Source organism: Hamadaea sp. NPDC050747, from assembly GCF_040654195.1.
GTDB lineage: Bacteria > Actinomycetota > Actinomycetes > Mycobacteriales > Micromonosporaceae > Hamadaea.
The window spans coordinates 303,922-327,585 of the sequence record NZ_JBFAHM010000003.1 but is presented as its reverse complement, the minus strand read 5'-3'; the positions used below and the strand labels follow the sequence as shown (position 1 = coordinate 327,585).

Genomic DNA, 23,664 nt, shown 5'->3' with positions numbered 1-23,664 from the left:
GCGTCACTCCAGGAAGAAGGGGTTGATCACTTTGCCCTCGGGCTTCGGCCCGATCACATCTGCCGAGAGGGAGATCGTGTTCGTCTCGTACGCGCTGTTGTTCGCGGTGTAGACGACGCGGCCGACCCCGCCGCCACGCTCGGGATCCGGATTGTCCGGGTACGCCATGAGCGAGGTGATCGACGGAAAATTTCGATACGTCAGCCAGAACTGCCCGCCGGACCGGCCGATGAGGCCACCGTCCAGCGAGATCTCCATGATGATGGCCGCGTTGCCCCGGTGAAGGCCCGAGATGGCCAGCCAGGCCTCACCAGTGAACCCCACACCGGTGAGGTTGGTCGGCACGGTCGGCACTCGGCGGATGTCCGCCGCGCTGATCTTGTCGCCCTCGAGCTCCCGGTTCAGCGCAACCAAGAACAGCCGGTCGGCGGCGATCACCGCCAGTCGGCGGCCCTCTGGCGACAGTGCGAAAGCTGTGATCGGACCCGAGATGCCCGGAATCACGATCCGCTGCGGGCCGGTGTCGACGGTGGTCCGCACGTGGTAGAGCGCACCGTCCGCGACGGCCAGCAGGTTCTCGCGGTCGACGAAGATCGGCCGGAGGATCTTCTCCGGCTGCGAACCGAATCTGATCTGCCGTCCCTCCGAAGAGGAGTCCGTCCTCGGGTAGGTGATGAGCTTCGGTCGGCCGTTCTCGATCCGCACGACGGCGAGCGCGCCGATGTCCTCCGGGGCGTTCTTGGAGGCCAGGCAGGCGGCCCATTCGATGCCCTGGTTCTGGTTGGGCGTAGTGCCGTCGAGGAAGGTGACCGCGGGATCGACGTCCTCACGGAGACGGATCCGGCGCACTTTCCCGTCGGCCACCGCGAACAGCCGGTTGGCCGAATGCCGCGCCGCCGCCGCGTTGTAGGACTTGTACGGCTTGCCGGCATCCGCCTTGACGACGCTCTCGACCTTGATCTGGATCGGAGACGCGTCGCGCGTCGTGATCGTCTTGACCTCGGGCAGCAGGGCCCAGCTCAGCTGCGCGACCAAGGGATCGAAGAGATCGGGGTCCTTGATGTCGAACTGGCTGAGGTTGACGACGATCTTGCCGTCGTCGGTGGTCGGACTGTCCTTGAGCTTCATGTCCAAGGGCTGGGTGACGATGTCGGCCAGCCAGTCGGACGGCCCCGCGGCCAGCAGCTCGACGGTCTTCCGGTGCAACGGCCCGTCGGGTGACTTGTAGACGTAGCGGGCGTCGGGGACGAGTTCCTTGGTCGCGGTCGCCGAGAAGAAGTACAGCGTCCGGTAGTCGTAGAGCTGCGAGAGCGCGAACGAGGACAACAGCATGGTGTTCTTGATGTCCCCGGTGTCGCCCGACTTGTACTCGATCTTCGTGATGACCTTGTCGTTGCCGTTCTTCGAACGCGGCGTCACCCAGAAGTCCGCGGTGATCAGCTGGGTCGTCGGCAGCGCCGTGAGGCCCTTGGCGGTCAGCCGCCCGAGCGCGTAGAACTCGACCCGAACCACGACCGAGTCGTCCCTGCTGATCGGGCTCGCGGCGTCGAACTGCTCCTGATCCAGCCAGACGACGGTGATCTCGTTGCCCGGCTTCCAGGTCGACCGCATCTCGCCGCCGAGGTAGTTCCGGCACCGCGCGCGGGCCGGCTCCGGTCCGTCGTCGCCGGCCGGCTGGTAGAAGAAGTCCCGGATGAGCGCCTTCTCGTCCAGTCCGGGGCTCCAGGTGGGTCGCCGTACCGGCGTACCGCTCGCCGCACCGACCGGAGCCGGACCGGCGCCGTCCACGACGATGCCGTCGTGCGAGGCGATCCCGCACGCGCTCAGTCCGCCGGTGACCGCGCCCAGCCCGGCCAGGCGCAGCAGGGTACGGCGATCCATCAGGCGACTCCGGCGGGGTGAGCGGGGGTGGTCGGCTCCGCCGGGGACGGCGGCTGCGGTGTGACGACGTCGAGCAGCCCGGCGACGGCGGCGTCGGCCGAGGGCATCAGCGGCAGCGGCGACGAGGTCAGTCGGTCGCCCGCGCGCACCGGCACGGTGAGCCGGAACTGCGCGCCGTTGCCGGGCTCTCCCCAGGCCTCCAGCCAGCCACCGTGCAGCCGGGCGTCTTCCAGCGCGATCGACAGGCCGAGTCCGGTGCCGCCGGTCTGCCGGGCCCGGGACGGGTCGGCCCGCCAGAAGCGGTTGAAGACCAGCTTCTCCTCGCCGGGCTTGAGCCCGATGCCGTGGTCGCGCACCGTGACGGCGGCGGCCTGCTCGTCGATGCCGAGGGCGACCAGGACCGGCCGGCCTTCGGCGTGCTCGACCGCGTTGCCGACCAGGTTGCGGAGCACCCGTTCGATCCGGCGCGGGTCCACTTCGGCGATGACCGGCGTCTCGGGCACGACGATCTCCACCTCGACTCCGGCCCGCTCGGCGACCGATTCCAGGCGGTCGACCACGCGCCGGACGATCGGGCCGAGGTCGGTCGGCTCGGCGTCGAGCATGGCGAATCCCGCGTCGAACCGGCTGATCTCCAGCAGGTCGCTGAGCAGGTTCTCGAACCGGTCGAGCTCGTGCTGGAGCAGCTCGGCGCTGCGGGCGACCGCGGGATCGAAGGTGTCGCGTTCACTGTGGATCAGGTCGGCGGCCATCCGCACCGTGGTCAGCGGCGTACGCAGCTCGTGGGAGACGTCGGAGGTGAAGCGACGCTGCAGCCGGGACATCTCTTCCAGGCGCACGATCTGGCGCTGAAGGCTGGCGGCCATCTGGTTGAACGAGGACGCCAGCATGGCCAGGTCGTCCTCGCCGCGGACTTCCATCCGCTGGTCGAGCAGTCCGGCCGACAGCCGCTGCGCGGTCCGCGCCGCGATCCGGATGGGGTTCACGACCAGCCGGGTCACCAGCATGACGACCAGGACGAGCAAGGCCACCAGCAGGACGCCGAGCAACGCCATCGACGTCCGGAAGTCGCTGGTGATGCTCTCGGCGTTGTCCATGGGCTGGAAGTAGTAGAGCTGCAGGTAACCCCAGCCCGTGGGCACCGGGGTGCCGTAGACGAGGTAGGTGCGGGTGCCGTTCTGGCCGATGTCGGCCGAGACGATCTGACTGGCGACCTTGTGGTTGACCGCCACCTCGCGGCGCAGCCCGGGACTGATCGCGGTGCCGACCGAGGCCTTGTCCGGATAGACGGCGTTGGCGGCCTCGCCGGTGTCGTCCAGCAGGGCGATGACCACGCCGCCCCCCTGCTCGGGCGTGATCTTCAGCTGGTTCACGATCGCGGTGATCTGCCGGTCGGCCGCGGTGCCCCGATACGGGTAGTTGGACAACTGGTCGCGGGCGTACTCGGCGCCGAGGCGCAGCTGCTCACGGGTGGCCTGCCGGACGCCGTCGAGCTGGGCCGTGGTGTTCCGGTCGGCGACGAGGAGCCCGAATCCGGCCACCAGCGAGCCGGACAGGACGAGGGTGATCAACCCCATCCGCAGCTGCAGCGACCGACGCCAAACCCGATGGGCCGCCGTCAGGGCTCTCGCCGTCCGCCGACCGGCCGGCCCGGCCGCGCGCAGCGCCCGTTTGACGGCCACGACGACGGCCCGGCGCACCTGCTGGGCCGGGCTGGACTCGGTCACGGTCGAGGGGTTGTCCATGGGGCACCCAGCCTAGTTCCGTTTCCGCGCCGAGCCACCTGGACATTTGGGTGAATCTTCGCGTAGCTGGCGCGATCAAGGGGTGGAACCGGACTTTCAGCTTGTTCCGGCCTTGTAACCCACGCCGCGGACGGTGAGGATGATCTCCGGTCGCTCCGGATCGGGCTCGATCTTGGCCCGCAGCCGCTGCACATGCACGTTGACCAGGCGGGTGTCGGCGGCGTGCCGATAACCCCAGACCTGCTCCAGCAGCACCTCGCGGGTGAAGACCTGGCGCGGCTTCCGGGCGAGCGCCACCAGCAGGTCGAACTCCAGTGGAGTCAGCTTGACCTCTTCGCCGTCCCGGGTGACGGTGTGCGCCGGGACATCGATGGTGATCTGGTTCCCGGGCGGCCCGATGGTGAGCAGCTCGGGCGCCGAGTCCTCACCCCGGCGCAGCCGCGCCCGTACTCGCGCGACCAGCTCCTTCGGCTTGAATGGCTTGACGACGTAGTCGTCGGCGCCGGATTCGAGGCCGAGCACCACGTCGACGGTGTCGCTCTTGGCGGTCAGCATCACGATCGGGATCCCCGATTCGGCCCGGATCGCGCGGCACACGTCGATGCCGCTCATGCCCGGCAGCATCAGGTCCAACAGCACGATGTCGGGCCTGGCCTCGCGGAACGCGGCAAGCGCCCGCTCGCCGTCGGCTACGAAGGCGGGCAGGAATCCCTCGCTGCGCAACACGATGCCGAGCATCTCGGCGAGCGCGGGATCGTCGTCGACTACCAGGACCCGGGGTCTCATGGCGTCCAATATTGCACCCTGGCGTGCCAATCCCGCAGCCGCCGGGCGGATCTTCCGCATCGGCCGATCGATATTTCCGGCATTTCACCCAGAAATAGAGCGCGGACCCCCACGACTGGCGCCATCGTGCCACGATGTCCGCCGTGCGCTCCCCCTCCCTGCCTCTTCGCCCGTTGACCGTGGGCGAGCTTCTGGACGCCGCCATGGAGGTGACCCGCGGCGCCGGCCGGGCGCTGTTGCCGGTCGCCTTCGCGCTGGCCGTCCTGGAGCAGCTGGCGATGGTGTGGATCCGGGTGGCCTTCTTCGACGGCTCGACCTTCCCGTGGATCGGCGACATCGTCGGCCCGGCCTGGCTCGGGGTCGCCCTCGGCACCGGCATGGAGGCGGCCGTCATCGCGTTCCTCGGCGTACCGGCGGCTCGGGCGGTCGCGGCGGCCGCCGCCGGCGTCCCGGTTCGGGCCCGGGACCTGCTCCGGCTGCGCCGCATCGGCTCCGCCGCGTTCCTCGTGCTCCTGACCTTCGTGGTGACCTGCGCTCTCACTCTGCTGCCCCTGGGATGGCTTCCGGCGTACCCCTTGTTCGGACTGGCCGTCGCGGCGCTCGTGATCGACGGAGTCGGACCACTGCGGGCAGTGGGCCGGGGCGTCAAGATGGTCCTGCGAGTGGGCGCCCGCGCGGCCGCGGTCCGCCTGGTGGGGTATTTCGCCTGGCTGTTGCTGCGCCTCGGGTTCGGGTTCGGCGCAGCGAGCGCGCTCGGCCTCGTCGGGGCCGACGGGCTGTGGGCCACCGCGGCCTGTTTCGCGCTCGTCAACACCGTCGCGTACGCGAACCTCGCGAGTCTGGACGCGGTCCTGCACCTGGAGACGCGGATCCGGACCGAGGGTCTGGACATCGCGCTGACCCGGGTGCCGGACGCCCTGACGCCTCAGCACCTGGTGGTGGCCCGGTGAGCCGGAGCTGGACGGAGTTCGTCGCCCTGCTGAGCGACTGGCTGTCGCTGCCGCTGATCCTGCTGATCCTGCTGGTCACGGCGGCTGTGGTCGCACTGCTCTGGTACTTCTACCCGGCCTGGCTGCCGCGGCGGCGCCGAGGCGACAAGCGGCGCTGGCGGCTGCGCTGGCCCAAGTGGCGCTGGCGCTGGCGGCGCCCCAAGTTCCGCTGGCCGTGGCGGCGCAAGCGCAAGACGAAGTCCGTCAACGTCGAGCAGCAGATCGATGAGCTGATCGCGTCCGAGGAGGAGCTGCCCGAGGTGCCGCCCGCCGTCTACCAGACGCTGGCCGACCGGCTCGCCGCCGAGGGCCGGTACGCCGAGGCGCTGCGCGAGCGGTACCGATCGGCCGTCCGCGACCTCGTGCAGCACGGCGTGATCGACAACCGTCCGGGATGGACGGTGACCGAACTGGCCCAGGCGGCCGGATCGGCCCGGCCACAGGTCGACGGGTCGCTGCGGTCGGCGACGACGCTGTTCAGCGAGGTCTGGTACGCCGAACGCCCCGCCACCTCCGCGCACGACGAACGCATGCGGACGCTGGCCGACGAAGTGCACCAGACTCTGGTGGCGCCGCGATGACCGTTCTCGAGAAGCCGGTTCCGGCAGCGGCGAAGCCGGTGACCAAGCGGAAGCGTCGCTGGCACCGGATCGCCGTCCCGTTCGGCGTCGTCCTGGCGTTGATCGTGGCGACCCTGGTCTTCCACGCGCTCAACGAACCGGACACCGACGACCCGGACTTCCTGTCCCCGATCAGTTCGGCCGCGCTCGGCTCGGCCACCCTCGCCGACCGGCTCGTCGAGCGTGGCGTACGCGTGGAGCGACAGACCCGTACGTCGGACGCGCTCCTGTCGGCGTACCAGGGGAATGCGACTCTGCTGATTCCGGTGCCCGCGTTGATGCATCGCGACTATCTGCGGATGCTGCGATCGATGCCGCCGTCGACCCGAGTCGTCCTGGTGGAGCCGGGCAACGGAGTGCTGGCCCGCTCCGGCGCGCCGCTCGAACAGGTCGACCGCCGCTGGGCGACCGCCGCCGTGCCGCCCGGGAGCTGTCCGATCACCGGTCTGCAGCAGGCCGGGCCGGCCGCGGTCCGGCACTCGGCATACGCCCCGTATGACGAGGGGCGCTCCTGCTACGAGCAGGGTGTGCTGCAGGTTCGCTGGCAGCTCGCCGAGGTGATCGCGGTGGGCTCGGCCGAGCCGTTCCGCAACGACCGCCTCACCGAGCACGACAATCTCGGCTTCGCCCTCGGCCTGCTCAGCCAGCAGCCGCGCCTCGTCTGGCTCGACGTGCACGAGACCGAGCCCGGCCCGAAGGTCGACCCCAACGCCACGCCCGGCTCGGACGGCGTACCGCCGTCGCTGGCCCCGGGCGGAGACGGGTCCGGTGAGGGCGAGGGATCCGGCGACGGCCAGGGCTCAGGCTCGGGCTCCGGATCGGGAACCGGATCGGGAGAGACCGACGAAAGTTCCGGCGAGCCGTCCGGTCAGCCGGGAGGCAGTGCGTCCCAACCCGATCCGCCGACCCTGTTCGACGCCCTGCCACCGTGGTTCTGGGCGACCCTGGCCGGCTTGGCCGTTCTCGTCGTGCTGCTCGCGGTGGCGGCCGCCCGACGCCTCGGCCCACCCGTCCCCGAGCCGCTGCCGTTCCGCGTACGCGGAGCCGAGACGGTGCTCGGCCGGGCCCGGCTCTATCAACGGGCCGGCGCCATGCTGAGCGGCGTACAGACCCTCCGGCGTACCGTCGGGCCGCAGATCGCGGTCGCCGTCGGCCTGCCGCCGACCGCGGAGGCCGAGGAACTGGCCGCCGCCATCGCCGCCCGCCACGGTGGCGATCCCGCCGACTACCTGGCCGTCCTGTCCGACGACCTGCCCAAGAAGGACGCCGAGCTGGTGGCGCTGGCCGCCCGGCTCGACGCCCTGCTGGCCCTGGTGACCGCACCACCCCGAGGAGAGAACCGTGGTTGAGCTGAACACCGCCGAACCGGCCACCGCCCCGGTGGACGCGGCCCGAGCCGCCTTCGCGAGGCTGCGCGGCGAGGTCGGCAAGGCCGTCGTCGGGCAGGACGGCACCGTCGCGGGTCTGGCGATCGCGCTGCTCTGCGGTGGGCACGTGCTGCTGGAAGGCCCGCCCGGAGTGGCCAAGACGCTGCTGGTGCGGTCGTTCGCGGCGGCGTTGTCGCTGGACTTCAAGCGGGTGCAGTTCACCCCCGACCTGATGCCCGGCGATGTCACCGGCTCGCTGATCTACGACCCGCGGGGCGCGAACTTCCAGTTCCGCGAGGGCCCGGTCTTCACCAACCTGCTGCTCGCCGACGAGATCAACCGGACGCCGCCCAAGACGCAGGCCGCCATGATGGAGGTCATGGAGGAACGGCAGGTCTCCGTCGACGGCCTCGCCCGAAAGCTGCCCGACCCCTTTCTGGTCGCGGCGACCCAGAACCCGATCGAGCACGAGGGCACCTATCCCCTCCCGGAGGCGCAGCTCGACCGGTTCCTGCTCAAGCTGACCGTGCCGCTGCCCACGCGTGAGGAGGAGCTGGGCGTCGTCCGCAATCACCACCTCGGATTCGATCCCCGCGACCTCGGCGGCGCCGGGCTCACCGCCGTGGCAGGCGCGGCCGACCTGGCCGGCGCGCGGGACGCGGTGCGCAAGGTGACCGTGGCCGACGGCGTCCTGGCGTACCTCGTCGACCTGTGCCGGGCCACACGCGTGACGCCGAGCGTCGAGCTGGGCGCGTCGCCGCGTGGTGCGACGAGTCTCATGAACACGGCCAAGGCCTGGGCCTGGCTCTCCGGCCGGGACCACGTCACCCCCGACGACGTCAAGATCATGGCTCGGCCAACCCTGCGGCACCGGCTCCGGTTGCGGCCCGAGGCCGAGCTGGAGGGCGTCACCCCGGACGCGGTGCTCGACACCGTCCTCGCCGGAGTGCCGACGCCGCGATGATCACCTGGCGGCCCGCGCTGTTGTTCGGGCTGGGACTGGCCACTGTGTGGATCTGGCCCTGGCCCTGGCTCGCCCTGCTCGGCGTCCTCGTCGTGGTGGCCGGCGTGTGCCTGCTGGACCTGCTGCTCACCGCCGATCCCGGCGCGATCCGGCTCAGCCGGGCGGGAACGACCGTCTTGCGCCTCGGCGAGACCGGCGAAGTCCAGCTCCTCCTGCACAACCCGACCGGGGACGCGTACCGGCTCGACGTCCGCGACGCGTGGACCCCGTCTGCGGGCGCCACGCCCTACTCGCATCGGGTCGAGCTGACCGGCCAGGCCACCGCGGCGGTCACGACCGTGGTCACGCCCACGCGCCGCGGTGACCGCCCGGCGGTCCGCGTGACACTGCGCTCCTACGGGCCCTTGGGCCTCGCCTTCCGACAGGTACGCCACGCGCGGGCGGATGCGATGACTCCACCTTGGACGGTACGCGTCCTGCCCCGGTTCGAGTCCCGCAAACACCTGCCGGAGAAGCTGGCCAAACTGCGTACGCTCGACGGGGCCACCGCCGTTCGCGGGCGCGGCCAGGGCACGGAGTTCGACGCCCTGCGCGAGTACGTCGTCGGCGACGACGTCCGATCGATCGACTGGCGCGCGACGGCCCGGCGCAGTGACCTGGTGGTGCGTACGTGGCGGCCGGAGCGGTCCCGCCGAGTGGTCTGCGTCCTGGACACCGGGCGTACCAGCGCGGTCCGCATCGGCGACGAGCCCCGGATCGAGCACGCGATCGAGGCGGCGTTGCTGCTCGCCACCGTCGCCCAGCACGCCGGCGACCAGGTGGACCTCATCGCCGCCGACGAACGCGTACGCGCCCAGGTGACCCGGTCGACCGGGCGTACGCTGCTGCCCCGGTTGGTCGACGCGCTGGCGCCACTGCACCCCGCGACCGCCGAGACGGACTTCGAACTGGTCATCAGCGAGGTGCTGCGGACCGAACGCAAACGCAGCCTCATCGTGCTGTTCACGGCGCTGGAACCGGGTGCGCTCGGCGAAGGACTGCTGCCGGTGCTGCCCCGGCTGGCCGCCCGGCACACCGTGCTGGTCGCCGCGCTCCACGACCCGATCATCAGCGAACTGGTCGCCACGGCCCCGGCCGACGCCACCTCCGTCTACCGTCGCGTCGCCGGACTGCGGGCGAAGGAGGACCGCGACCGCGTCGTCCGCTCGCTCACCCGGCACGGCGTACGCGTCCTCGACGCCGCGGCGGACGTCTTCCCGTCCCGGGTCACCGACGCGTACCTGGAGCTGAAGGCGACCGGCAAGCTCTGACCTAGCTACCGGTGTCGACGTCGGCGTCGAAGGACTCCGCCTCGGCCGCCCGGCCCCGGATCGTGACGTACGCGAAGAAGCCGAGCAGCACCACGACGCCGATCGCGTCCTTGACGATCAGCGGCAGCGGCGACGGCGTGACGAAGGCTTCGAGCGAGGCGGCGACGGCGAACACGGCCACCAGCCCCAGGACGCCGACCATGCCCGTTCGGGCGGCTTGGGCGACGGCGGCGCCCCGGCTCAGCTCCGGCCCGGGGGCGATCGCGGACCAGCCGATGCGCAGGCCGAGTCCGGCCGCGACAAAGATGGCGGTCATCTCCAGGAGGCCGTGCGGTGCGATGAGCCCGAAGAAGAGGTCGCCTCGGCCGCGGCTGACCATGAGGCCGCCCATCAGGCCCAGATTCAGCGCGTTCTGGAAGAGCACGTACGCCGCCGGCAGCAACAGGATGCCCCCGGCGAACGACTGCGCGCCGACCCAGGCGTTGTTGGACCAGACCTGGGCCGCGAAGTTCGGTGCGGCGTAAGTGCTGTAGTAGTTCTCGAACTCGTCGTCCACGACCGCCTGGGCGGTGTCGTCGGACATGAGGACGGCCAACGCCTCGGGATGGGTGCCGAACCAGAAGCCGAAGAACCCGGCCACCGCGACGAAGATCAGCGCGACGCTGATCCACCAGCGGCGGGACCGGTAGACGACCAACGGGAAGCCGTGGGTGAAGAACCGGCCGACCGAACGCCAGGAGAACGCCGAGCCCCCGGTCACCGCCGCCCGCGCGGCGAGCACCAGGCGGGAGAGCCGGGCGACGAGCGACGGATCGGGCAGCCTGCTGCGAACGACCGACAGATGGGTGGCGGCGCGCTGGTAGAGCACCACGAGCTCGTCGGCTTCCCGAGCGGACAGCCGACGCCGCCGGCTGAGCACCTCCAGTCGCCGCCACTCGGCCGCGTGCTCCGCGACGAACGCGTCAAGATCCACTTGTCCTCCCCGAGTTTGGCAGGCACAGCGTAGACTGCGGCTGCTCGCTCGGCAGACCCTCGCGGTTGGTCTGCGTACGACATGGGGAGACGGATGACCACGGCGATCGCCGAGCCGCCCACGGACGGCTTGGTCAGCGGCGAGGCGGTGCACCTGGACATCCGGGTGGCGCGCGCCGGATCGCGTGTGCTGGCCCTGCTCATCGACATGATCTCGCAGTTCGCGACGTTCGTCGTGCTGTCGTTCGTGGCGCTGATCGCCCTGTCCGCGTCCGGGCTGGGCGACCCGGCGCTGGGCGGCACCGCTTGGGTGCTGATCGTCGTCACCGTCTTCGTCGGGCATCAGGCCGTGTGGGAGACGCTGACGCAGGGCCGGACGCCCGGCAAGCTCGTGATGGGACTCCGCGTCGTCCGCGACGACGGCGGGCCGATCAGATTCCGGCACGCGGTCGTCCGGGCGCTGATCGGCGCGGCGGTCGAATGGCCCGGCCTGCTGATGCCGCTGGTGACCTGGGCCGCCAGCCTCATCACGATGGCGACGAACCCGCAGAGCAAACGCCTGGGCGACCTGGCCGCCGGGACCCTCGTCATCCACGAACGATCCCCGGCGACCTGGGGCTGGATCCCCGTCACGCCGCCGCCGCTGGCCGCCTGGGCCGCCACCCTGGACCTGACCGGGCTCGACGACGAGCTGGCCCTGTCGGTACGCCACTTCCTGGCCCGCAGCCGGGAACTGCGCGAACCGTTCCGCACCAAGCTCGGCATGCGCCTGGCCGGCGAAGTGCTCGCCAAGACGAACCCGCCGCCCCCGCCGAACACGCCAGGCTGGGCGTACCTGGCCGCGGTGCTGGGTGAACGGCATCGCCGGACCGCTGCGCGGCTCTCGGCCGCCCGAGCCGCCCACGCGACCCTGTGGCCCGAACTGTTCCCCCAGCTCAATGCGGTCGTGCAGCAACCATGGACGGCACCGGCCCCGTGGCCGACGGCATACCCGACCAGCGCCCCGGTCGCGGGCGTACCCGGACCGCGCCCAGCCGCGCCCCGCTCCTAACCCGCGCCCCCCACTCGCCCCGCCCCCTCACCGCGCCCCGCTCACCGCTGCGTTTTCGGCGCTGGATCAGGGATCCGGGTCGAATCTTGGAGCAAGATTCGACCGAGAACCCTGATCCACCGCGGGGAACCGAGCGGCCGGTGCCGACGCGAGCCGGTCAGGCGAACAGCGTCCGGCCCCAGAAGTCCTGCGGTCCGGTGACCCCGGGCGGACAGGCCCACACCGCGCTGGACTCGTGCCGGATGTACTCGTTGAGCGTGTCCGACTTGGCCAGGTTGCGCTGCACCGCGACGAACTGCTTACGCGGATCCCGCTGGTACGCGATGAAGAACAAACCCGCGTCCAACCGGCCGAGTCCGTCCGACCCGTCCACGAAGTTGTAGCCGCGCCGGAGCAGGCGTACGCCGTTGTTCTGTTCGGGGTGGGCGAGCCGGACGTGCGCGTCCATCGGAATGGCCGGGGCGCCGTCGGGTCCCTTGCGCGCGAAGTCGATCTGGTCGAACTCCTTCGCGTGGCCGAGTGCTGCGCCTTCGCCCTTGTTCCGGCCGATGATCGCCTCCTGCTCGCCGAGCGAGGTGCGGTCCCAGGTCTCGATGACCATCCGGATCTTGCGAGTGACCAGGTAGCTGCCGCCGGTCATCCAGTCCGCGCCGTCCGAGGACGCCGCCCACAGGTGCTCCGTGAGCAGGTCGCCGTCTTCCGCCTTGAGATTGTTCGTGCCGTCCTTGAAGCCCATGAGGTTGCGCGGGGTCGCCTGGCTGCGCGACGTCGACGACGTACGCCCGAAGCCGAGCTGCGAGTAACGCACGGTCACCTTGCCGAAGCCGATCCGGGCGAGGTTGCGGATGGCGTGCACGGCGACCTGCGGATCGTTGGCGCAGGCCTGGATGCACAGGTCACCCCCGGAGATCTCCGGCTTCAGCGCGTCGCCCCGGAACGCGGGCAGGTCGGCGAGGGCGGCCGGACGCCGGGCGGCGAGGCCGAAGCGGTCCACCCCGTCGGCCGTCCGGAACAGGCTCGGGCCGAACCCGATGGTCAGCGTGAGCCCACTGGCCGGCAGGCCGAGCGCCTCGCCGGTGTCGTCCGGCGGGGCCTCGGCGATCCCGCTGACCGCGCCGATGACCCCGGCGTCGTGGCCCGCGGTCATCCGGGCCGCCGCCGCCGTCCACTTCTGCAGGAGTTCGATGAGGTCGGCGCGATCCTTGGTGATCACGTCGAACGCCACGAAGTGCAGCCGGTCCTGCGCAGGGGTGACGATGCCGGCTTGATGTTCGCCGTAGAACTCGATCGCGTCCGCCGCCGTGCCGGACGCGGTCGCGGACTCACCGCCGCCGCTGAGGACCGACGCGGTGGCGGCCACGCCGGCCGCGCCCGCGACGCCGACACCGGCCAGGGTCAGGGCCTTCCGTCGAGAAACCATGCCGACTCCCCCGCTTACTTGATCGCGCCCGCGACCTGGCTGATCGGCTCGGCCAAGGCGTTGATCACGTCCGACAGTTCCTTCAACTCGGCCTGGCTGAGCTGGTTGTGCAGCTTCCAGCCGTCGCCCGCGCGGTGCTTGGCCAGGGTCGTCTCCACCGTCTTGAACGCGGCGTCCAGCTTGGTGACCAGATCGGGGCTGCGCTCCTCCAGCGCCGGGCGCAACGCGGCGACGGCCGCCTTCGACCCCTCGACGTTGGCGGCGAAGTCCCACAGGTCGGTATGCGAGTAGCGGTCCTCCTCGCCGGTGATCTTCCCGGTGGCCACCTCGTCCAGCAGCTCCTTCGCGCCGTTGGCGAGCTGGAGCGGGGAGAGCTTCTCGGCGTTGGCCTTGGTCACGATCTCCTTGACGTCGGTCAGCAGCTGGTCGGCGATCGGGCCGTCCTTGCTGATGTCGCCGGTGGTCCAGAGGTCCTTCTCGATCCGGTGGAACCCGGTGAAGGCCATGCCCTCGGCGACCACGTCCTCCCGGCCGTCGATCTTCGGGTCGAGGTCGCCGAAGATCTCCGCCACCGGCTCGATGCGCTCCCAGTACGTGCGGGCCACCGGGAACAGCGCCTTGGCCTTGGCGACGTCGCCGGCCTTGACGGCGTTGACGAACTCCTCGGTCTTGACCAGGAGGGCGTCGGTCTGGCTCTTGACGTACCGCTGGTAGCTCGTGGTCGCGTCGGCGAGCTTCTGGTCCGAGGTCAGCGGCGCGGCCGACCCGGTCACGGTGAACTTGCTGCGGATGCCGTCGCCGACCATGCCCGGCTTGCAGGCCGCCTCATAAGTCCCGGCCGGCAGCTCGACGTGCAGTTCCACCGGTACGCCCGGCAGGATGTTCTCCTTCTCGCCCATCACCCGGTCGCCGGAGGCGTAGATGTAGAACTCGTTGACCTTCGAGCCGGTGTTGCTGATCTTGAAGCTGACCGTCCCGGCGGCGCTCTCCGACCGGGCCACCTCACAGGCGGAGTCGCTGGCGGTGACCGCGATCGGACCGTCGGCCCCGGTCGCGGCGGGCTCGTCCTTGCCGCACCCGGTCAGGCCGAACGCGGTCAGGCCCAGCAGGGCGGCCGGTACGAGGAGGTGCTTGCGCATGATCGGTCTCTCCAGAGATCAACGAGCGGACGTGGGAGCGGCTCCGGCGGGCTGCCCGGCGGGGGCAGGCCGCTTGGCCCGGGTGGGGAGCAGGAACAGGATCAGCACCGGGATCACGTAGGCGATCCAGGCGACGACCTCGAGCACGGTCGGCTCCGGGGTGATGTTGAACATTCCGGAGAGCAACGAGGCGTACCAGGTGGTGGGGTCGAGCACGCCGCTGATGTCGAACGCCTTGGCCGACAGCCCCGGCAGGACGCCGGCCTCCTGGAAGTCGTGGACGCCGTACTTGAAGATGCCGGCGGCGACCAGGATCAGCAGCAGCCCGGTCCAGGTGAAGAACTTGGTCAGGTTGATCCGCAGGATGCTGGCGTACAGGCCGAAGCCGAGCGCCGCCGCGGTGAGGAGTCCGCCGGTGATGCCCAGGACCGGCCACACGGTCGGCGACTGCTGGACGATGCCCATGAAGATGACGGCCGTCTCCACGCCTTCCCGGGCGACCGCGAGGAAGGCGACGACCACCACGGCGATCGGGCCGAGGTTGATCGCGTCGGTGAGCTTGGCGCGCAGCTGACCGGCGATCGACCGGGCGGCCTTGCGCATCCAGAAGATCATCCAGGTCACGAAGACGACGGCGACGACCGAGGTGATCGCCTCGAACAGCTCCCGGCCCGGCCCGGTCAGCACTTCGGAGGCGTAGCCGAGGGCCAGCACGACACCGACGGACAACGCGGCGGCGACCCCGACGCCGGCCCAGACGAGCGGCAACTGGCGACGGCGGTCGGACTTGACGAGGAAGCCGACGAGGATCGTGACGACCAGCGCGGCCTCCAGCCCCTCACGCAGACCCGTGAGGTACGCCGGAAGGAAGACGTTGCCGGACATGGCGCACTCCGGAAGATCGAGGGACGTTAGCTGAACCTAAGTTAGGGCAGCCATACCTTAAGGCCAAGGGTCGGGGTGGCGTCAAGCCGACGTCGAGGATCGGCACATGAACCGCACCACACCGGACACCGCGGCGAATTTTCCGTTTTGCTTGACATGTTCCTTACGTGGTGTGAGTCTGTAACCACGCAGCGTTAACCCGAGAGTGATCTCGGGGGCACGCGCGGGGGAACCAAACCGGGGGGATGTACGCCGGTGGTCGCCCGATCGTGGAAGGTCCACGAGCGGCTCGGCCACCGGCGTACGCATGTCTGTCGGTCAGTTGACGTGAGCACCTGCCGAGAAGAGGCGGCCCTAGACCGGCCGGTACGCTCAATTCGGCAAGCACCGCCGGTACGACCGGCACTGGTCAGCCGACCGACAGGAGTTCTGTACATGACCCGCATCCTGACCACTGGTGACTACAAGGTCGCCGACCTCTCCCTCGCCGCCTTCGGGCGTAAGGAGATCCAGCTCGCCGAGCACGAGATGCCCGGCCTGATGGCCATGCGCCGGGAGTTCGGCGAGACGAAGCCGCTGCGCGGCGCGCGGATCACCGGCTCGCTGCACATGACCATCCAGACGGCCGTCCTCATCGAGACGCTCGTCGCGCTCGGCGCCGAGGTGCGCTGGGCCAGCTGCAACATCTTCTCCACTCAGGACCACGCGGCGGCCGCGGTCGTCGTCGGCCCGGAGGGCACCGTCGAGCAGCCCTCGGGCGTGCCGGTCTTCGCCTGGAAGGGCGAGACGCTGGAGGAGTACTGGTGGTGCACCGAGCAGATTCTGCTCTGGCCGGGCGGTGACGGCCCGAACATGATCCTCGACGACGGCGGCGACGCCACCCTGCTCGTCCACAAGGGCGCGCAGTTCGAGGCGGCCGGCGCCGTCCCGTCGCCGGACACCGCCGACTCCGAGGAGTACGCGATCATCCTCAAGGTGCTGCAGCGGTCGCTCACCGAGGACGCGAAGCGGTGGACCACGGTCGCCGGGCAGATCAAGGGCGTCACGGAGGAGACCACCACCGGCGTGCATCGCCTCTACGAGATGCAGGCGGCGGGTTCGCTGCTGTTCCCGGCGATCAACGTCAACGACTCGGTCACCAAGAGCAAGTTCGACAACAAGTACGGCTGCCGCCACTCGCTGATCGACGGCATCAACCGCGCGACCGACGTGCTGATCGGTGGCAAGGTCGCGGTCATCGCGGGCTACGGCGACGTCGGCAAGGGCTGCGCCGAGTCGCTGCGCGGCCAGGGCGCCCGGGTCATCGTGACCGAGGTCGACCCGATCTGCGCGCTGCAGGCCGCGATGGACGGCTACCAGGTCGCCACGCTCGAGGACGTGGTGTCCACTGCGGACATCTTCGTCACCTCGACCGGCTGCAAGGACGTCATCACCGCCGACCACATGGCGCAGATGAAGCACAACGCGATCGTCGGCAACATCGGCCACTTCGACAACGAGATCGACATGGCCGGTCTGGCCAAGCTCCCCGGTGTCCAGAAGGTCAACATCAAGCCGCAGGTCGACGAGTGGGTGTTCCCGGACGGCCACTCGATCATCGTGCTGTCCGAGGGCCGCCTGCTGAACCTCGGCAACGCGACCGGTCACCCGAGCTTCGTGATGAGCAACAGCTTCACGAACCAGACCATCGCCCAGATCGAGCTGTTCACCAAGACCGACCAGTACCCGATCGGCGTCTACGTGCTGCCGAAGCACCTGGACGAGAAGGTCGCCCGCCTGCACCTGGACGCGCTGGGCGTCAAGCTCACCCAGCTCACCAAGGACCAGGCCGACTACCTGGGCGTACCGGTGGAGGGCCCGTACAAGGCCGACCACTACCGCTACTGAGAAACCGTCACTGAGAAACCTCAGCCAGGAAAACCTCTCCGGCGCCGGCCAGCTCCAGCTGGCCGGCGCCGGCGTTGCCGAAGGCGGCGTACCCGGGCTTCAGGTCCACGCTGCCCTCCCGGTCCGCGGCCACGACCTCGCCACGCAGGCACAGAAGGGTACGCGGGCCGACCGGGTCGAGGCGCACCGCTTCCCCGGCCAAGGTGACCCGGCGCAGCGCGAAGTCCTCGATCGGAACCGGCCACGTGTCGACCGACCACCCTTCGCCCTCGGCCAGCCGTACGGGACGCAGCACTGGGTCGGGCAGCGGCTCGAAGACGAGCACCCGCAACAGTTCCGGCACGTCGACGGGCTTGGGCGTGAGACCGCCCCGCAGGACGTTGTCGCTGGCCGCCATGATCTCGACGCCGGTCCCCCGCAGGTACGCGTGAAGGTTGCCGGCGGGCATCCAGATACCCTCGCCCGGCTGCAGCGTGACGAAGTTCAGCAGCAACGCGACCACCACGCCGACGTCACCCGGGTAGTAGGCGGCCAGCCGCCGGGCGACCGCGTACTCGGGGTGTTCTCCGGCGGCGGCGACGACGTCGGCCACCAGCCCGGCCCGATCCGGCTCCGGCCAGGTGAGCACCTGCTCGACCGCTGACCGGAGCTCACCGGCCGCCAATGTGCGTACCACTTGGTCGAGCTTGGCGACCTGGAGACCGGCGAGCCGTGAGGCGCCCACGGAGGCCGGCTGGAAGCCGCACAGCGCGTCGAACTCGGTGACCGCGACCAGCAGCTCGGGCTTGTGATTGGCGTCCACATAGCTCGGATGCCCGGCCGCGAACGCCGCCTGCGCGGTCGGCAGGTCCGGGTGAGCCTGCAAGGACAGCGGCTGCTCGGCGGCGAGCACCTTGAGCAGGTACGGCAGGCGTGGGCCGAACCGGTCCAGGGCCGGGCCGAGCGTCGGCCGCGGATCGGCGGCGATCGCCTCGTCCAGCCCGCGACCGTCGGGCAGTCGAGCCGGGGCGCTGGGATGCGCCCCGACCCACAGCTCGGCCTCCGGACCGGCGCTGGGCGCGGACCGGCCCTGCAACTCGGCGAGGGCGGTCCGCGAACCCCAGGCGTAGGGCTGGATCGGGCTGGCGAGGGGACGCATGCTCAGGACTTCCTCTGTGCTTCTCGGTGCTCGGCTGTGCTTTTCAGTGTTCCTCGACGGCCTGCTTCGGCTGGCGGCCCGCCTCGTAGATGTCCGGCTCCAGATAGATGACCCGGGCGATCGGCACCGCGTCGCGAATGCGCTGCTCGATGGCGTCGATGCCGTGCGCGATGTGGTCGGCCGAGTCCTCGTGCCGGATGGCGATCTTCGCGGCGACCAGCAGCTCCTCGGGCCCGAGGTGCAGCGTACGCATGTGGATGATCCGCTCGGCCTCGTCGCCGGCGAGGATGGCCCGCTCGATGGCGGCGACGTCGGTGTCCGTCGCGGACTCGCCGAGCAGCAGGCTCTTGGTCTCCACGGCGAGCACCACCGCGATCGCCACCAGCAGTACGCCGATCATCGCCGTGCCGGCCGCATCCCAGCGACCGTCGTCGGTCAGCAGCGTCATCGAGACGCCGAAGAGGGCAAAGACCAGACCGATCAGCGCGCCCAGGTCCTCGAGGAGGACCACCGGCAGCTCCGGCGCCTTGGCCCGGCGGATGAACTGCACCCAGCCGACCTTGCCCCGGATGAGGTTGGACTCCTTGATGGCGGTCCGGAACGACATGCTCTCCAGGACGATCGAGACCACCAGGACGGCGACCGGCAGCCACGCCCACGACGTGATGGGGTGCGGGTCGTGCCACTTGTGGTACGCCTCGTACAACGCGAACAGGCCACCGACGCTGAAGAGCACGATCGAGACGATGAAGCTGTAGATGTAGCGCTCCCGCCCGTACCCGAACGGGTGCTGCGGCGTCGCCGCGCGCTGGGCGCGCTTCCCGCCGAACAACAGCAGCACCTGGTTGCCGGAGTCGGCGACCGAGTGGATCGCCTCCGCCAGCATCGACGACGACCCGCTCAAGGCCGCCGCGATGAACTTCGTGGTCGCGATGCCCAAGTTGGCGGCCAGTGCCGCCACGACCGCTTTGGTGCCTCCACCAGCGCTCACGCTTGCTTCATTCCCTCTCTGATCACGTGCCTCCGGCTCCCCCCGGCGGCAGAACAGGGTCCAGTGTCGGATCTTGCGTCAACACTGAACCCTGATCCGGCGCTTTATCAGCCGCGCAGCTTTTCCTTCAGTTCCGTGACGGCCGGCACCGCCATCGGGTCGAGCCCGTGTGCCAGGCTCAGGTAGATCGAGGCGAAGTCGGGCACGGCCACGAGCGAGGCGAACCGCTCCAGCACCGAACCACCCTCCGCGGTGAGCAGCGTCCACCGAATCCCCCGGCGGTCGCAGATCTCCTGCACGGCCTCGATGCGGCGCTCCTCCACTCCGGCCGGCGCGCTGATCTCGTCGTCGGCCAGACCGCCATCCTGCAGCAACGTCACGGAGAGGCGACTGCTCGCCTCGGCCTCGTCGTCGGGGTCGGCGAAGATGTCGCGCTGCGACTCCGCCAGCGCGCCGAAGTAGCCGTCGAGCAGACCGACGCGGCCCCGGCCGGCCTCCCCGAGTTCGCCGGTGACCACGGGATAACGCGCGTTCGCCGACAGCGTGTCACCGAACCGGCGGGCCGCCATCGTCGCCAGCGGCGACGAACCCCAGACGACCGGCACCGAACCAGCCAGGGACAACGCCATCGCCTTGGCCGGGTTCACGAAGCTCTCCGCCGTCGGGCGGCACCGGTCGGCGTCGGCGTCCAACCGGGACGCCGTCTCGGCGAGGTCCGCCTCCGTGATCTTCACCAGGCCGAGCGCCCGAGCCGCGAGCAGCACCGGAACGGTCAACGCCCAGAGGCTGGCCCGAGCCGGCGCGCGTCGCGGCACCGGGACGAACGGGGACCTGCCCCGCTCGGCGACCGACTGCAATGGCGAATCTGGCGCACCGATCGCGACGAGACGGGCACCTCGCCGCGTGGCCGCCTCCGCCGCCGCGAGGGCCTCAGGGGACCGGCCACTGGCCGACACGGCGATCACGACGTCGGCCGCGCCGACCCAGCCCGGTACGCCGGAACTGCGATGCGCCAGCACCGGCACCGGACACCGCGGCCCGGCGACGGTGGCGAGCACGTCGCCGCTGCGGGCGGCCGTCCCGGCCCCGGCGATGACGATCGCGCGCGGGCGCCCCTCGTCGGCCAGCTGACCGAGATTGACCTCGGCCGTCAGCGCGGTCGCCTCGCGTACCTGCGCTCCGGCGCCGGCCGTCGCGCGCATCATGCCGCCCGGGTCGTTGGACTCCAGCGCGGCGACGTCGTCGAGCAGCGCCTCGTCGAGGTGCCGATGCCCGCGTACGCCGGCGGAGCCGTCTATCGGAGCGCCCATCCCTTAGATCACCTCGTCGAGCAGCAACACCGGAAGACCGTCGCGGACCGGGAACACCCGGCCGCACGACGTGCAGGTCAATGTCTGCGCGGCCGCGTCGTAGCCCAGCGGGGCGTGATCCGGCGCCGGGCAGGCCAGCACCTCGAGCAGCTGCGGGTCGAGGGTCGCCGAGTTCGTCGCCGGGGAGTGCTCGCGCGAGCCGCCAGGAGTGCGGTCAGTCTCAGACATGGCCAGAGCCTACCCGCGCACGATCGCCAGCACGTCGTCGCGGAGCTGCGCTACGCGCTCGGCGGACGGCGCCTCGATGTTCAGCCGCAGCAACGGCTCGGTGTTGGACGGGCGCAGGTTGATCCAGGCCCCGTCGGCGAAGCTCACCGTGAGGCCGTCCAGCTCATCCTGCTCGGAGTCGGCGAAGGCCTGCTTGACCTCGTCGAGCTTCGCCCGCTGATCGGTCACCGTGGAGTTGATCTCGCCGGAGGCGGCGTACCGCTCGAACCGGGCGGCCAGCTCCTTCAGCGGCTTGTCCTGCTCACCCAGCGCGGCCAGCACATGCATCGCGGCCAGCATGCCGGTGTCGGCGCCCCAGAAGTCGCGGAAGTAGTAGTGCGCGGAGTGCTCGCCGCCGAAGATCGCGTCGGTCTTCGCCATCTCCGCCTTGATGAAGGAGTGGCCCACCCGCGTACGCACCGGGACCCCACCGTTCTCGGTCACGATCTCGGGCACCGCCCGCGAGGTGATGAGGTTGTGGATGACGGTGCCGCCGGGGTGCTTGGCGAGTTCCCGCGTCGCGACCAGCGCGGTGATCGCGCTCGGCGACACCGGGTCGCCGTCGGCGTCCACGACGAAGCAGCGGTCGGCGTCGCCGTCGAAGGCGAGGCCCAGGTCGGCGCCGTTCTTCACGACCGCCGCCTGGAGGTCCACGATGTTCTTCGGCTCCAGCGGGTTCGCCTCGTGGTTCGGGAACGACCCGTCCAGCTCGAAGTACATCGGGACGATGTCCAGCGGCAGCGCGGGCAGCACCGCGTCACCGAGCACCGCCGGGACGGTGAACCCGCCCATGCCGTTGCCGGCGTCGACGACCACCTTCAGCGGGCGGATGCCGGACAGGTCGACCAGACCGCGAAGATGCTCGGCGTACGCCGGAAGCATGTCCCGCTCTTCATAGCCGCCGCGCAGCCCGCCGACCTCGGTCGCCGCGCCGCTGTCGAGCAGGTCCTGCGCGATCTCCTTGATCCGGGCCAGCCCGGACTCCTGCCCGACCGGCTTCGCCCCGGCGTAGCAGTGCTTGATCCCGTTGTACTGCGCGGGATTGTGACTCGCCGTGAACATGGCGCCCGGCAGGTCGAGGATGCCCGAGGCGTAGTACAGCTCGTCGGTCGAGCACAGGCCGACGTTGACGACGTCGAGCCCGACCGAACGGAGGCCCTCGGCGTACGCCGCGACCAGGCCGGGACCGGACTCGCGCATGTCGTGGGCGACCACGACGGCGGTGGCTCCGGTGCCCTGCTCGGCCAGCACCCGGGCGAACGCGATGCCGACTGCCCGCGCCACGTCCTCGTTCAGCTGATCGGGGACGGTGCCCCGGACGTCATAGGCCTTGATGATCGCGGAAAGGTCCGTCACGACATGTCAGCCTAGTCAGTGACGGCTGCTGTGACCTCGCGGCCCCGCCGGTCGGCCCTGATCATTGCGTCAGCCATGCTGCTTCGCGCGGCAATTTGCCCGTTGATACAGCATGGCTGACGCAATGATCACGCAAGAATCAGAGGTCGAGGCCGGTCAGGACCATGACCTTCACGTCGGTGTAGTCCTCCATCGCGCTGCGCAGCCCTTCCCTGCCCACGCCGCTGCCCTTGAGCCCGCCGTACGGCATCTGGTCGGCGCGGAAGGAGGGCACGTCGCCGACGATGACCCCGCCGACCTGCAATTCCCGATGTGCCCGGAAGGCCGTCTGCAGGTTGTGTGTGAAGACGCCGGCCTGCAACCCGTACGCCGAGTCGTTGACGGCCGCGAACGCCTCGGTGTCGCCGGCCACCTCGGTCAGGACGAGGACCGGGCCGAACACCTCTTCGCAGCTGACCTTCGCGTCGGCCGGAACCTCCGCCAGCACGGTCGGCGCGACCGTGGAGCCGTCGCGTTTGCCCCCGGTGAGCAGCCGGGCTCCTGAGGCGACCGCCTCGCCGACCCACTGCTCGATCCGGTCGGCCGCCGCCTCCGAGATGACCGGCCCGACCTGTACGCCCTCCCCGAACGGGTCGCCGACCTTCAACGCCTCGACCGCCGCGACCAGCTTCTCCCGGAAGCGACCGGCCAGGGCGGCGGGGACGATCACGCGTTGGACCGCGATGCAACTCTGCCCGGCCTGATAGTTGCTGAACAGGGCGATCCGCTGGGCGGCCCAGTCCAGGTCGGCCTCGCTCGCCCAGTCCTCGCAGAGCACCGCCGCCGCGTTGCCGCCCAGTTCCAGCGTGACGTGCTTGTCGGGGACCGACCGCCGGATCTGCGCGCCGACCGGGCCGGACCCGGTGAACGAGACCACCGGCAGCCTCGGGTCGGCGACCAGCGCGGGCGCGGCGTCGTTGGCGATCGGCAGGATCGAGAACATCCCAGCGGGCAGGTCCGTCTCGGCGAGGATGCCGCCGAGCAGCAACGCCGTCAGCGGGGTCGCCGGAGCGGGCTTGACCACGATCGGGGCGCCGACCGCGAGCGCCGGGGCGACCTTGTGCGCCACCAGGTTCAGCGGGAAGTTGAACGGCGTGATGCCGAGGACCGGGCCCTTCGGGAAACGGCGTACGACCGCCATCCGGCCCGCCGCGGCGGCGTCGGTGTCCAGCCGTTGCAGCTCGCCGGAGAAGCGGCGGGCCTCCTCGGCGGCCCAGCGGAACGTGGAGATCGCCCGGCTGACCTCGGCCCGCGCCCAGATCAGCGGTTTGCCGTTCTCGGCCGTGATCAGGCGGGCCACTTCCTCGGCCCGCTCGCCCAGCCGGCGGCTGATGTGGTCCAGCGCGGCGGCTCGGGTCGCGGCGGGCAGCGCGGCGGCCTCGGCGGCGACGTCGGCGGCGGCCTGCACCGCCCGGTCGACCTGCTCCGGGGTGGCCAGCGTGGTCCGGCCCACCTCGCCCCCGTCATAGGGTTGGTTGACGACGAGATCATCGGTCCCGTGCTCCGGCGTACCGGCGATCCAGAAGGGCTCAGCCATGATTTCGAGC

The 23,664-nt window shown here is 70.6% G+C and carries 20 protein-coding genes; 7 read left to right on the top strand and 13 right to left on the bottom strand.

The features are described 5' to 3' along the window. Window positions 1–3: 3 nt before the first annotated feature. The 3 genes from AB0H43_RS07900 to mtrA form a co-directional block, all read right to left on the bottom strand. Window positions 4–1,881: an LpqB family beta-propeller domain-containing protein gene (locus tag AB0H43_RS07900; RefSeq protein WP_359998161.1), complete on the bottom strand. Its 1,878-nt coding sequence runs from the start codon at window positions 1,879–1,881 to the stop codon at window positions 4–6. Then, window positions 1,881–3,626, bottom strand: coding sequence for an MtrAB system histidine kinase MtrB (gene mtrB, locus AB0H43_RS07895; protein WP_359998159.1), 1,746 nt, complete (start codon window positions 3,624–3,626; stop codon window positions 1,881–1,883). Before mtrB ends, AB0H43_RS07900 begins: the two co-directional genes overlap by 1 nt. A gap of 96 nt (window positions 3,627–3,722) precedes the next feature. Beyond that, window positions 3,723–4,412 carry an MtrAB system response regulator MtrA gene (gene mtrA / locus AB0H43_RS07890; RefSeq protein WP_253760207.1) on the bottom strand — a complete coding sequence of 230 codons (690 nt, stop codon included), beginning with the start codon at window positions 4,410–4,412 and terminating at the stop codon, window positions 3,723–3,725. 143 nt (window positions 4,413–4,555) lie between these two features. Between mtrA and AB0H43_RS07885 the strand changes: the two genes are divergently transcribed. From AB0H43_RS07885 to AB0H43_RS07865, 5 genes are read left to right on the top strand one after another with little or no spacing between them, the layout of a single operon-like run. Next, window positions 4,556–5,362, top strand: a complete 807-nt coding sequence (locus tag AB0H43_RS07885; protein ID WP_359998157.1) for a hypothetical protein — start codon at window positions 4,556–4,558, stop codon at window positions 5,360–5,362. Then, complete coding sequence (locus tag AB0H43_RS07880) at window positions 5,359–5,982, top strand: DUF4129 domain-containing protein (RefSeq protein ID WP_359998155.1); 624 nt, start codon at window positions 5,359–5,361, stop codon at window positions 5,980–5,982. The genes AB0H43_RS07885 and AB0H43_RS07880 overlap by 4 nt, the downstream gene beginning before the upstream one ends. Beyond that, window positions 5,979–7,370, top strand: coding sequence for a DUF4350 domain-containing protein (locus AB0H43_RS07875; RefSeq protein WP_359998154.1), 1,392 nt, complete (start codon window positions 5,979–5,981; stop codon window positions 7,368–7,370). Before AB0H43_RS07880 ends, AB0H43_RS07875 begins: the two co-directional genes overlap by 4 nt. A gap of 1 nt (window position 7,371) precedes the next feature. Next, window positions 7,372–8,352, top strand: a complete 981-nt coding sequence (locus AB0H43_RS07870; protein ID WP_359998614.1) for a MoxR family ATPase — start codon at window positions 7,372–7,374, stop codon at window positions 8,350–8,352. Further along, complete coding sequence (locus AB0H43_RS07865; RefSeq protein ID WP_359998152.1) at window positions 8,349–9,662, top strand: DUF58 domain-containing protein; 1,314 nt, start codon at window positions 8,349–8,351, stop codon at window positions 9,660–9,662. Before AB0H43_RS07870 ends, AB0H43_RS07865 begins: the two co-directional genes overlap by 4 nt. 1 nt (window position 9,663) lies before the next feature. Here the strand turns inward: AB0H43_RS07865 and AB0H43_RS07860 are convergent, their stop codons facing one another. Next, window positions 9,664–10,635, bottom strand: a complete 972-nt coding sequence (locus AB0H43_RS07860; RefSeq protein ID WP_359998151.1) for a stage II sporulation protein M — start codon at window positions 10,633–10,635, stop codon at window positions 9,664–9,666. Between the two features lie 93 nt (window positions 10,636–10,728). Between AB0H43_RS07860 and AB0H43_RS07855 the strand changes: the two genes are divergently transcribed. After that, entirely contained in the window at window positions 10,729–11,685 is a 957-nt protein-coding gene (locus AB0H43_RS07855) for an RDD family protein (protein WP_359998150.1), read from the top strand. A 157-nt stretch (window positions 11,686–11,842) separates the two neighbouring features. On the opposite strand, the gene efeB is transcribed toward AB0H43_RS07855, so the two are convergent. The 3 genes from efeB to efeU are packed head-to-tail and all read right to left on the bottom strand — an operon-like array spanning window position 11,843 to window position 15,129. Next, window positions 11,843–13,105 (bottom strand): iron uptake transporter deferrochelatase/peroxidase subunit, encoded by a 1,263-nt coding sequence (gene efeB, locus AB0H43_RS07850; RefSeq protein WP_359998148.1) that lies wholly within the window; start codon window positions 13,103–13,105, stop codon window positions 11,843–11,845. A 14-nt stretch (window positions 13,106–13,119) separates the two neighbouring features. Continuing rightward, window positions 13,120–14,244 carry an iron uptake system protein EfeO gene (gene efeO / locus AB0H43_RS07845; protein WP_359998146.1) on the bottom strand — a complete coding sequence of 375 codons (1,125 nt, stop codon included), beginning with the start codon at window positions 14,242–14,244 and terminating at the stop codon, window positions 13,120–13,122. An 18-nt stretch (window positions 14,245–14,262) separates the two neighbouring features. Then, on the bottom strand, window positions 14,263–15,129 hold the full coding sequence (gene efeU / locus AB0H43_RS07840) for an iron uptake transporter permease EfeU (RefSeq protein ID WP_359998144.1): 867 nt from the start codon (window positions 15,127–15,129) through the stop codon (window positions 14,263–14,265). 435 nt (window positions 15,130–15,564) lie between these two features. Between efeU and ahcY the strand changes: the two genes are divergently transcribed. Beyond that, a complete protein-coding gene (ahcY, locus tag AB0H43_RS07835) occupies window positions 15,565–17,016 on the top strand; it encodes an adenosylhomocysteinase (protein ID WP_359998143.1) in 1,452 nt (483 codons plus the stop codon). 7 nt (window positions 17,017–17,023) lie between these two features. On the opposite strand, the gene manA is transcribed toward ahcY, so the two are convergent. From manA to AB0H43_RS07805, 6 genes are all read right to left on the bottom strand, one after another. After that, entirely contained in the window at window positions 17,024–18,154 is a 1,131-nt protein-coding gene (gene manA, locus AB0H43_RS07830; protein WP_359998141.1) for a mannose-6-phosphate isomerase, class I, read from the bottom strand. Between the two features lie 43 nt (window positions 18,155–18,197). Further along, window positions 18,198–19,145, bottom strand: coding sequence for a cation diffusion facilitator family transporter (locus AB0H43_RS07825; protein WP_359998139.1), 948 nt, complete (start codon window positions 19,143–19,145; stop codon window positions 18,198–18,200). A gap of 107 nt (window positions 19,146–19,252) precedes the next feature. Further along, window positions 19,253–20,455 carry an SIS domain-containing protein gene (locus tag AB0H43_RS07820; RefSeq protein WP_359998138.1) on the bottom strand — a complete coding sequence of 401 codons (1,203 nt, stop codon included), beginning with the start codon at window positions 20,453–20,455 and terminating at the stop codon, window positions 19,253–19,255. Between the two features lie 3 nt (window positions 20,456–20,458). Further along, window positions 20,459–20,605, bottom strand: coding sequence for a Trm112 family protein (locus tag AB0H43_RS07815; RefSeq protein WP_359998612.1), 147 nt, complete (start codon window positions 20,603–20,605; stop codon window positions 20,459–20,461). Window positions 20,606–20,692: 87 nt separating this feature from the next. Next, a complete protein-coding gene (locus tag AB0H43_RS07810) occupies window positions 20,693–22,078 on the bottom strand; it encodes a phosphomannomutase/phosphoglucomutase (RefSeq protein ID WP_359998136.1) in 1,386 nt (461 codons plus the stop codon). Between the two features lie 139 nt (window positions 22,079–22,217). After that, window positions 22,218–23,654 carry an aldehyde dehydrogenase family protein gene (locus tag AB0H43_RS07805; protein ID WP_359998134.1) on the bottom strand — a complete coding sequence of 479 codons (1,437 nt, stop codon included), beginning with the start codon at window positions 23,652–23,654 and terminating at the stop codon, window positions 22,218–22,220. Window positions 23,655–23,664: the final 10 nt, after the last annotated feature.

Bases quoted from the DNA above. Each gene is read 5' to 3' on its own strand.
- AB0H43_RS07820 (WP_359998138.1), bottom strand. From the start codon at position 20,455: ATGGGCGCTCCGATAGACGGCTCCGCCGGCGTACGCGGGCATCGGCAC.
- mtrB (WP_359998159.1), bottom strand. From the start codon at position 3,626: ATGGACAACCCCTCGACCGTGACCGAGTCCAGCCCGGCCCAGCAGGTG.
- ahcY (WP_359998143.1), top strand. From the start codon at position 15,565: ATGACCCGCATCCTGACCACTGGTGACTACAAGGTCGCCGACCTCTCC.
- manA (WP_359998141.1), bottom strand. From the start codon at position 18,154: ATGCGTCCCCTCGCCAGCCCGATCCAGCCCTACGCCTGGGGTTCGCGG.
- mtrA (WP_253760207.1), bottom strand. From the start codon at position 4,412: ATGAGACCCCGGGTCCTGGTAGTCGACGACGATCCCGCGCTCGCCGAG.
- AB0H43_RS07900 (WP_359998161.1), bottom strand. From the start codon at position 1,881: ATGGATCGCCGTACCCTGCTGCGCCTGGCCGGGCTGGGCGCGGTCACC.
- AB0H43_RS07865 (WP_359998152.1), top strand. From the start codon at position 8,349: ATGATCACCTGGCGGCCCGCGCTGTTGTTCGGGCTGGGACTGGCCACT.
- efeB (WP_359998148.1), bottom strand. From the start codon at position 13,105: ATGGTTTCTCGACGGAAGGCCCTGACCCTGGCCGGTGTCGGCGTCGCG.
- efeU (WP_359998144.1), bottom strand. From the start codon at position 15,129: ATGTCCGGCAACGTCTTCCTTCCGGCGTACCTCACGGGTCTGCGTGAG.
- AB0H43_RS07805 (WP_359998134.1), bottom strand. From the start codon at position 23,654: ATGGCTGAGCCCTTCTGGATCGCCGGTACGCCGGAGCACGGGACCGAT.
- AB0H43_RS07855 (WP_359998150.1), top strand. From the start codon at position 10,729: ATGACCACGGCGATCGCCGAGCCGCCCACGGACGGCTTGGTCAGCGGC.
- AB0H43_RS07875 (WP_359998154.1), top strand. From the start codon at position 5,979: ATGACCGTTCTCGAGAAGCCGGTTCCGGCAGCGGCGAAGCCGGTGACC.
- efeO (WP_359998146.1), bottom strand. From the start codon at position 14,244: ATGCGCAAGCACCTCCTCGTACCGGCCGCCCTGCTGGGCCTGACCGCG.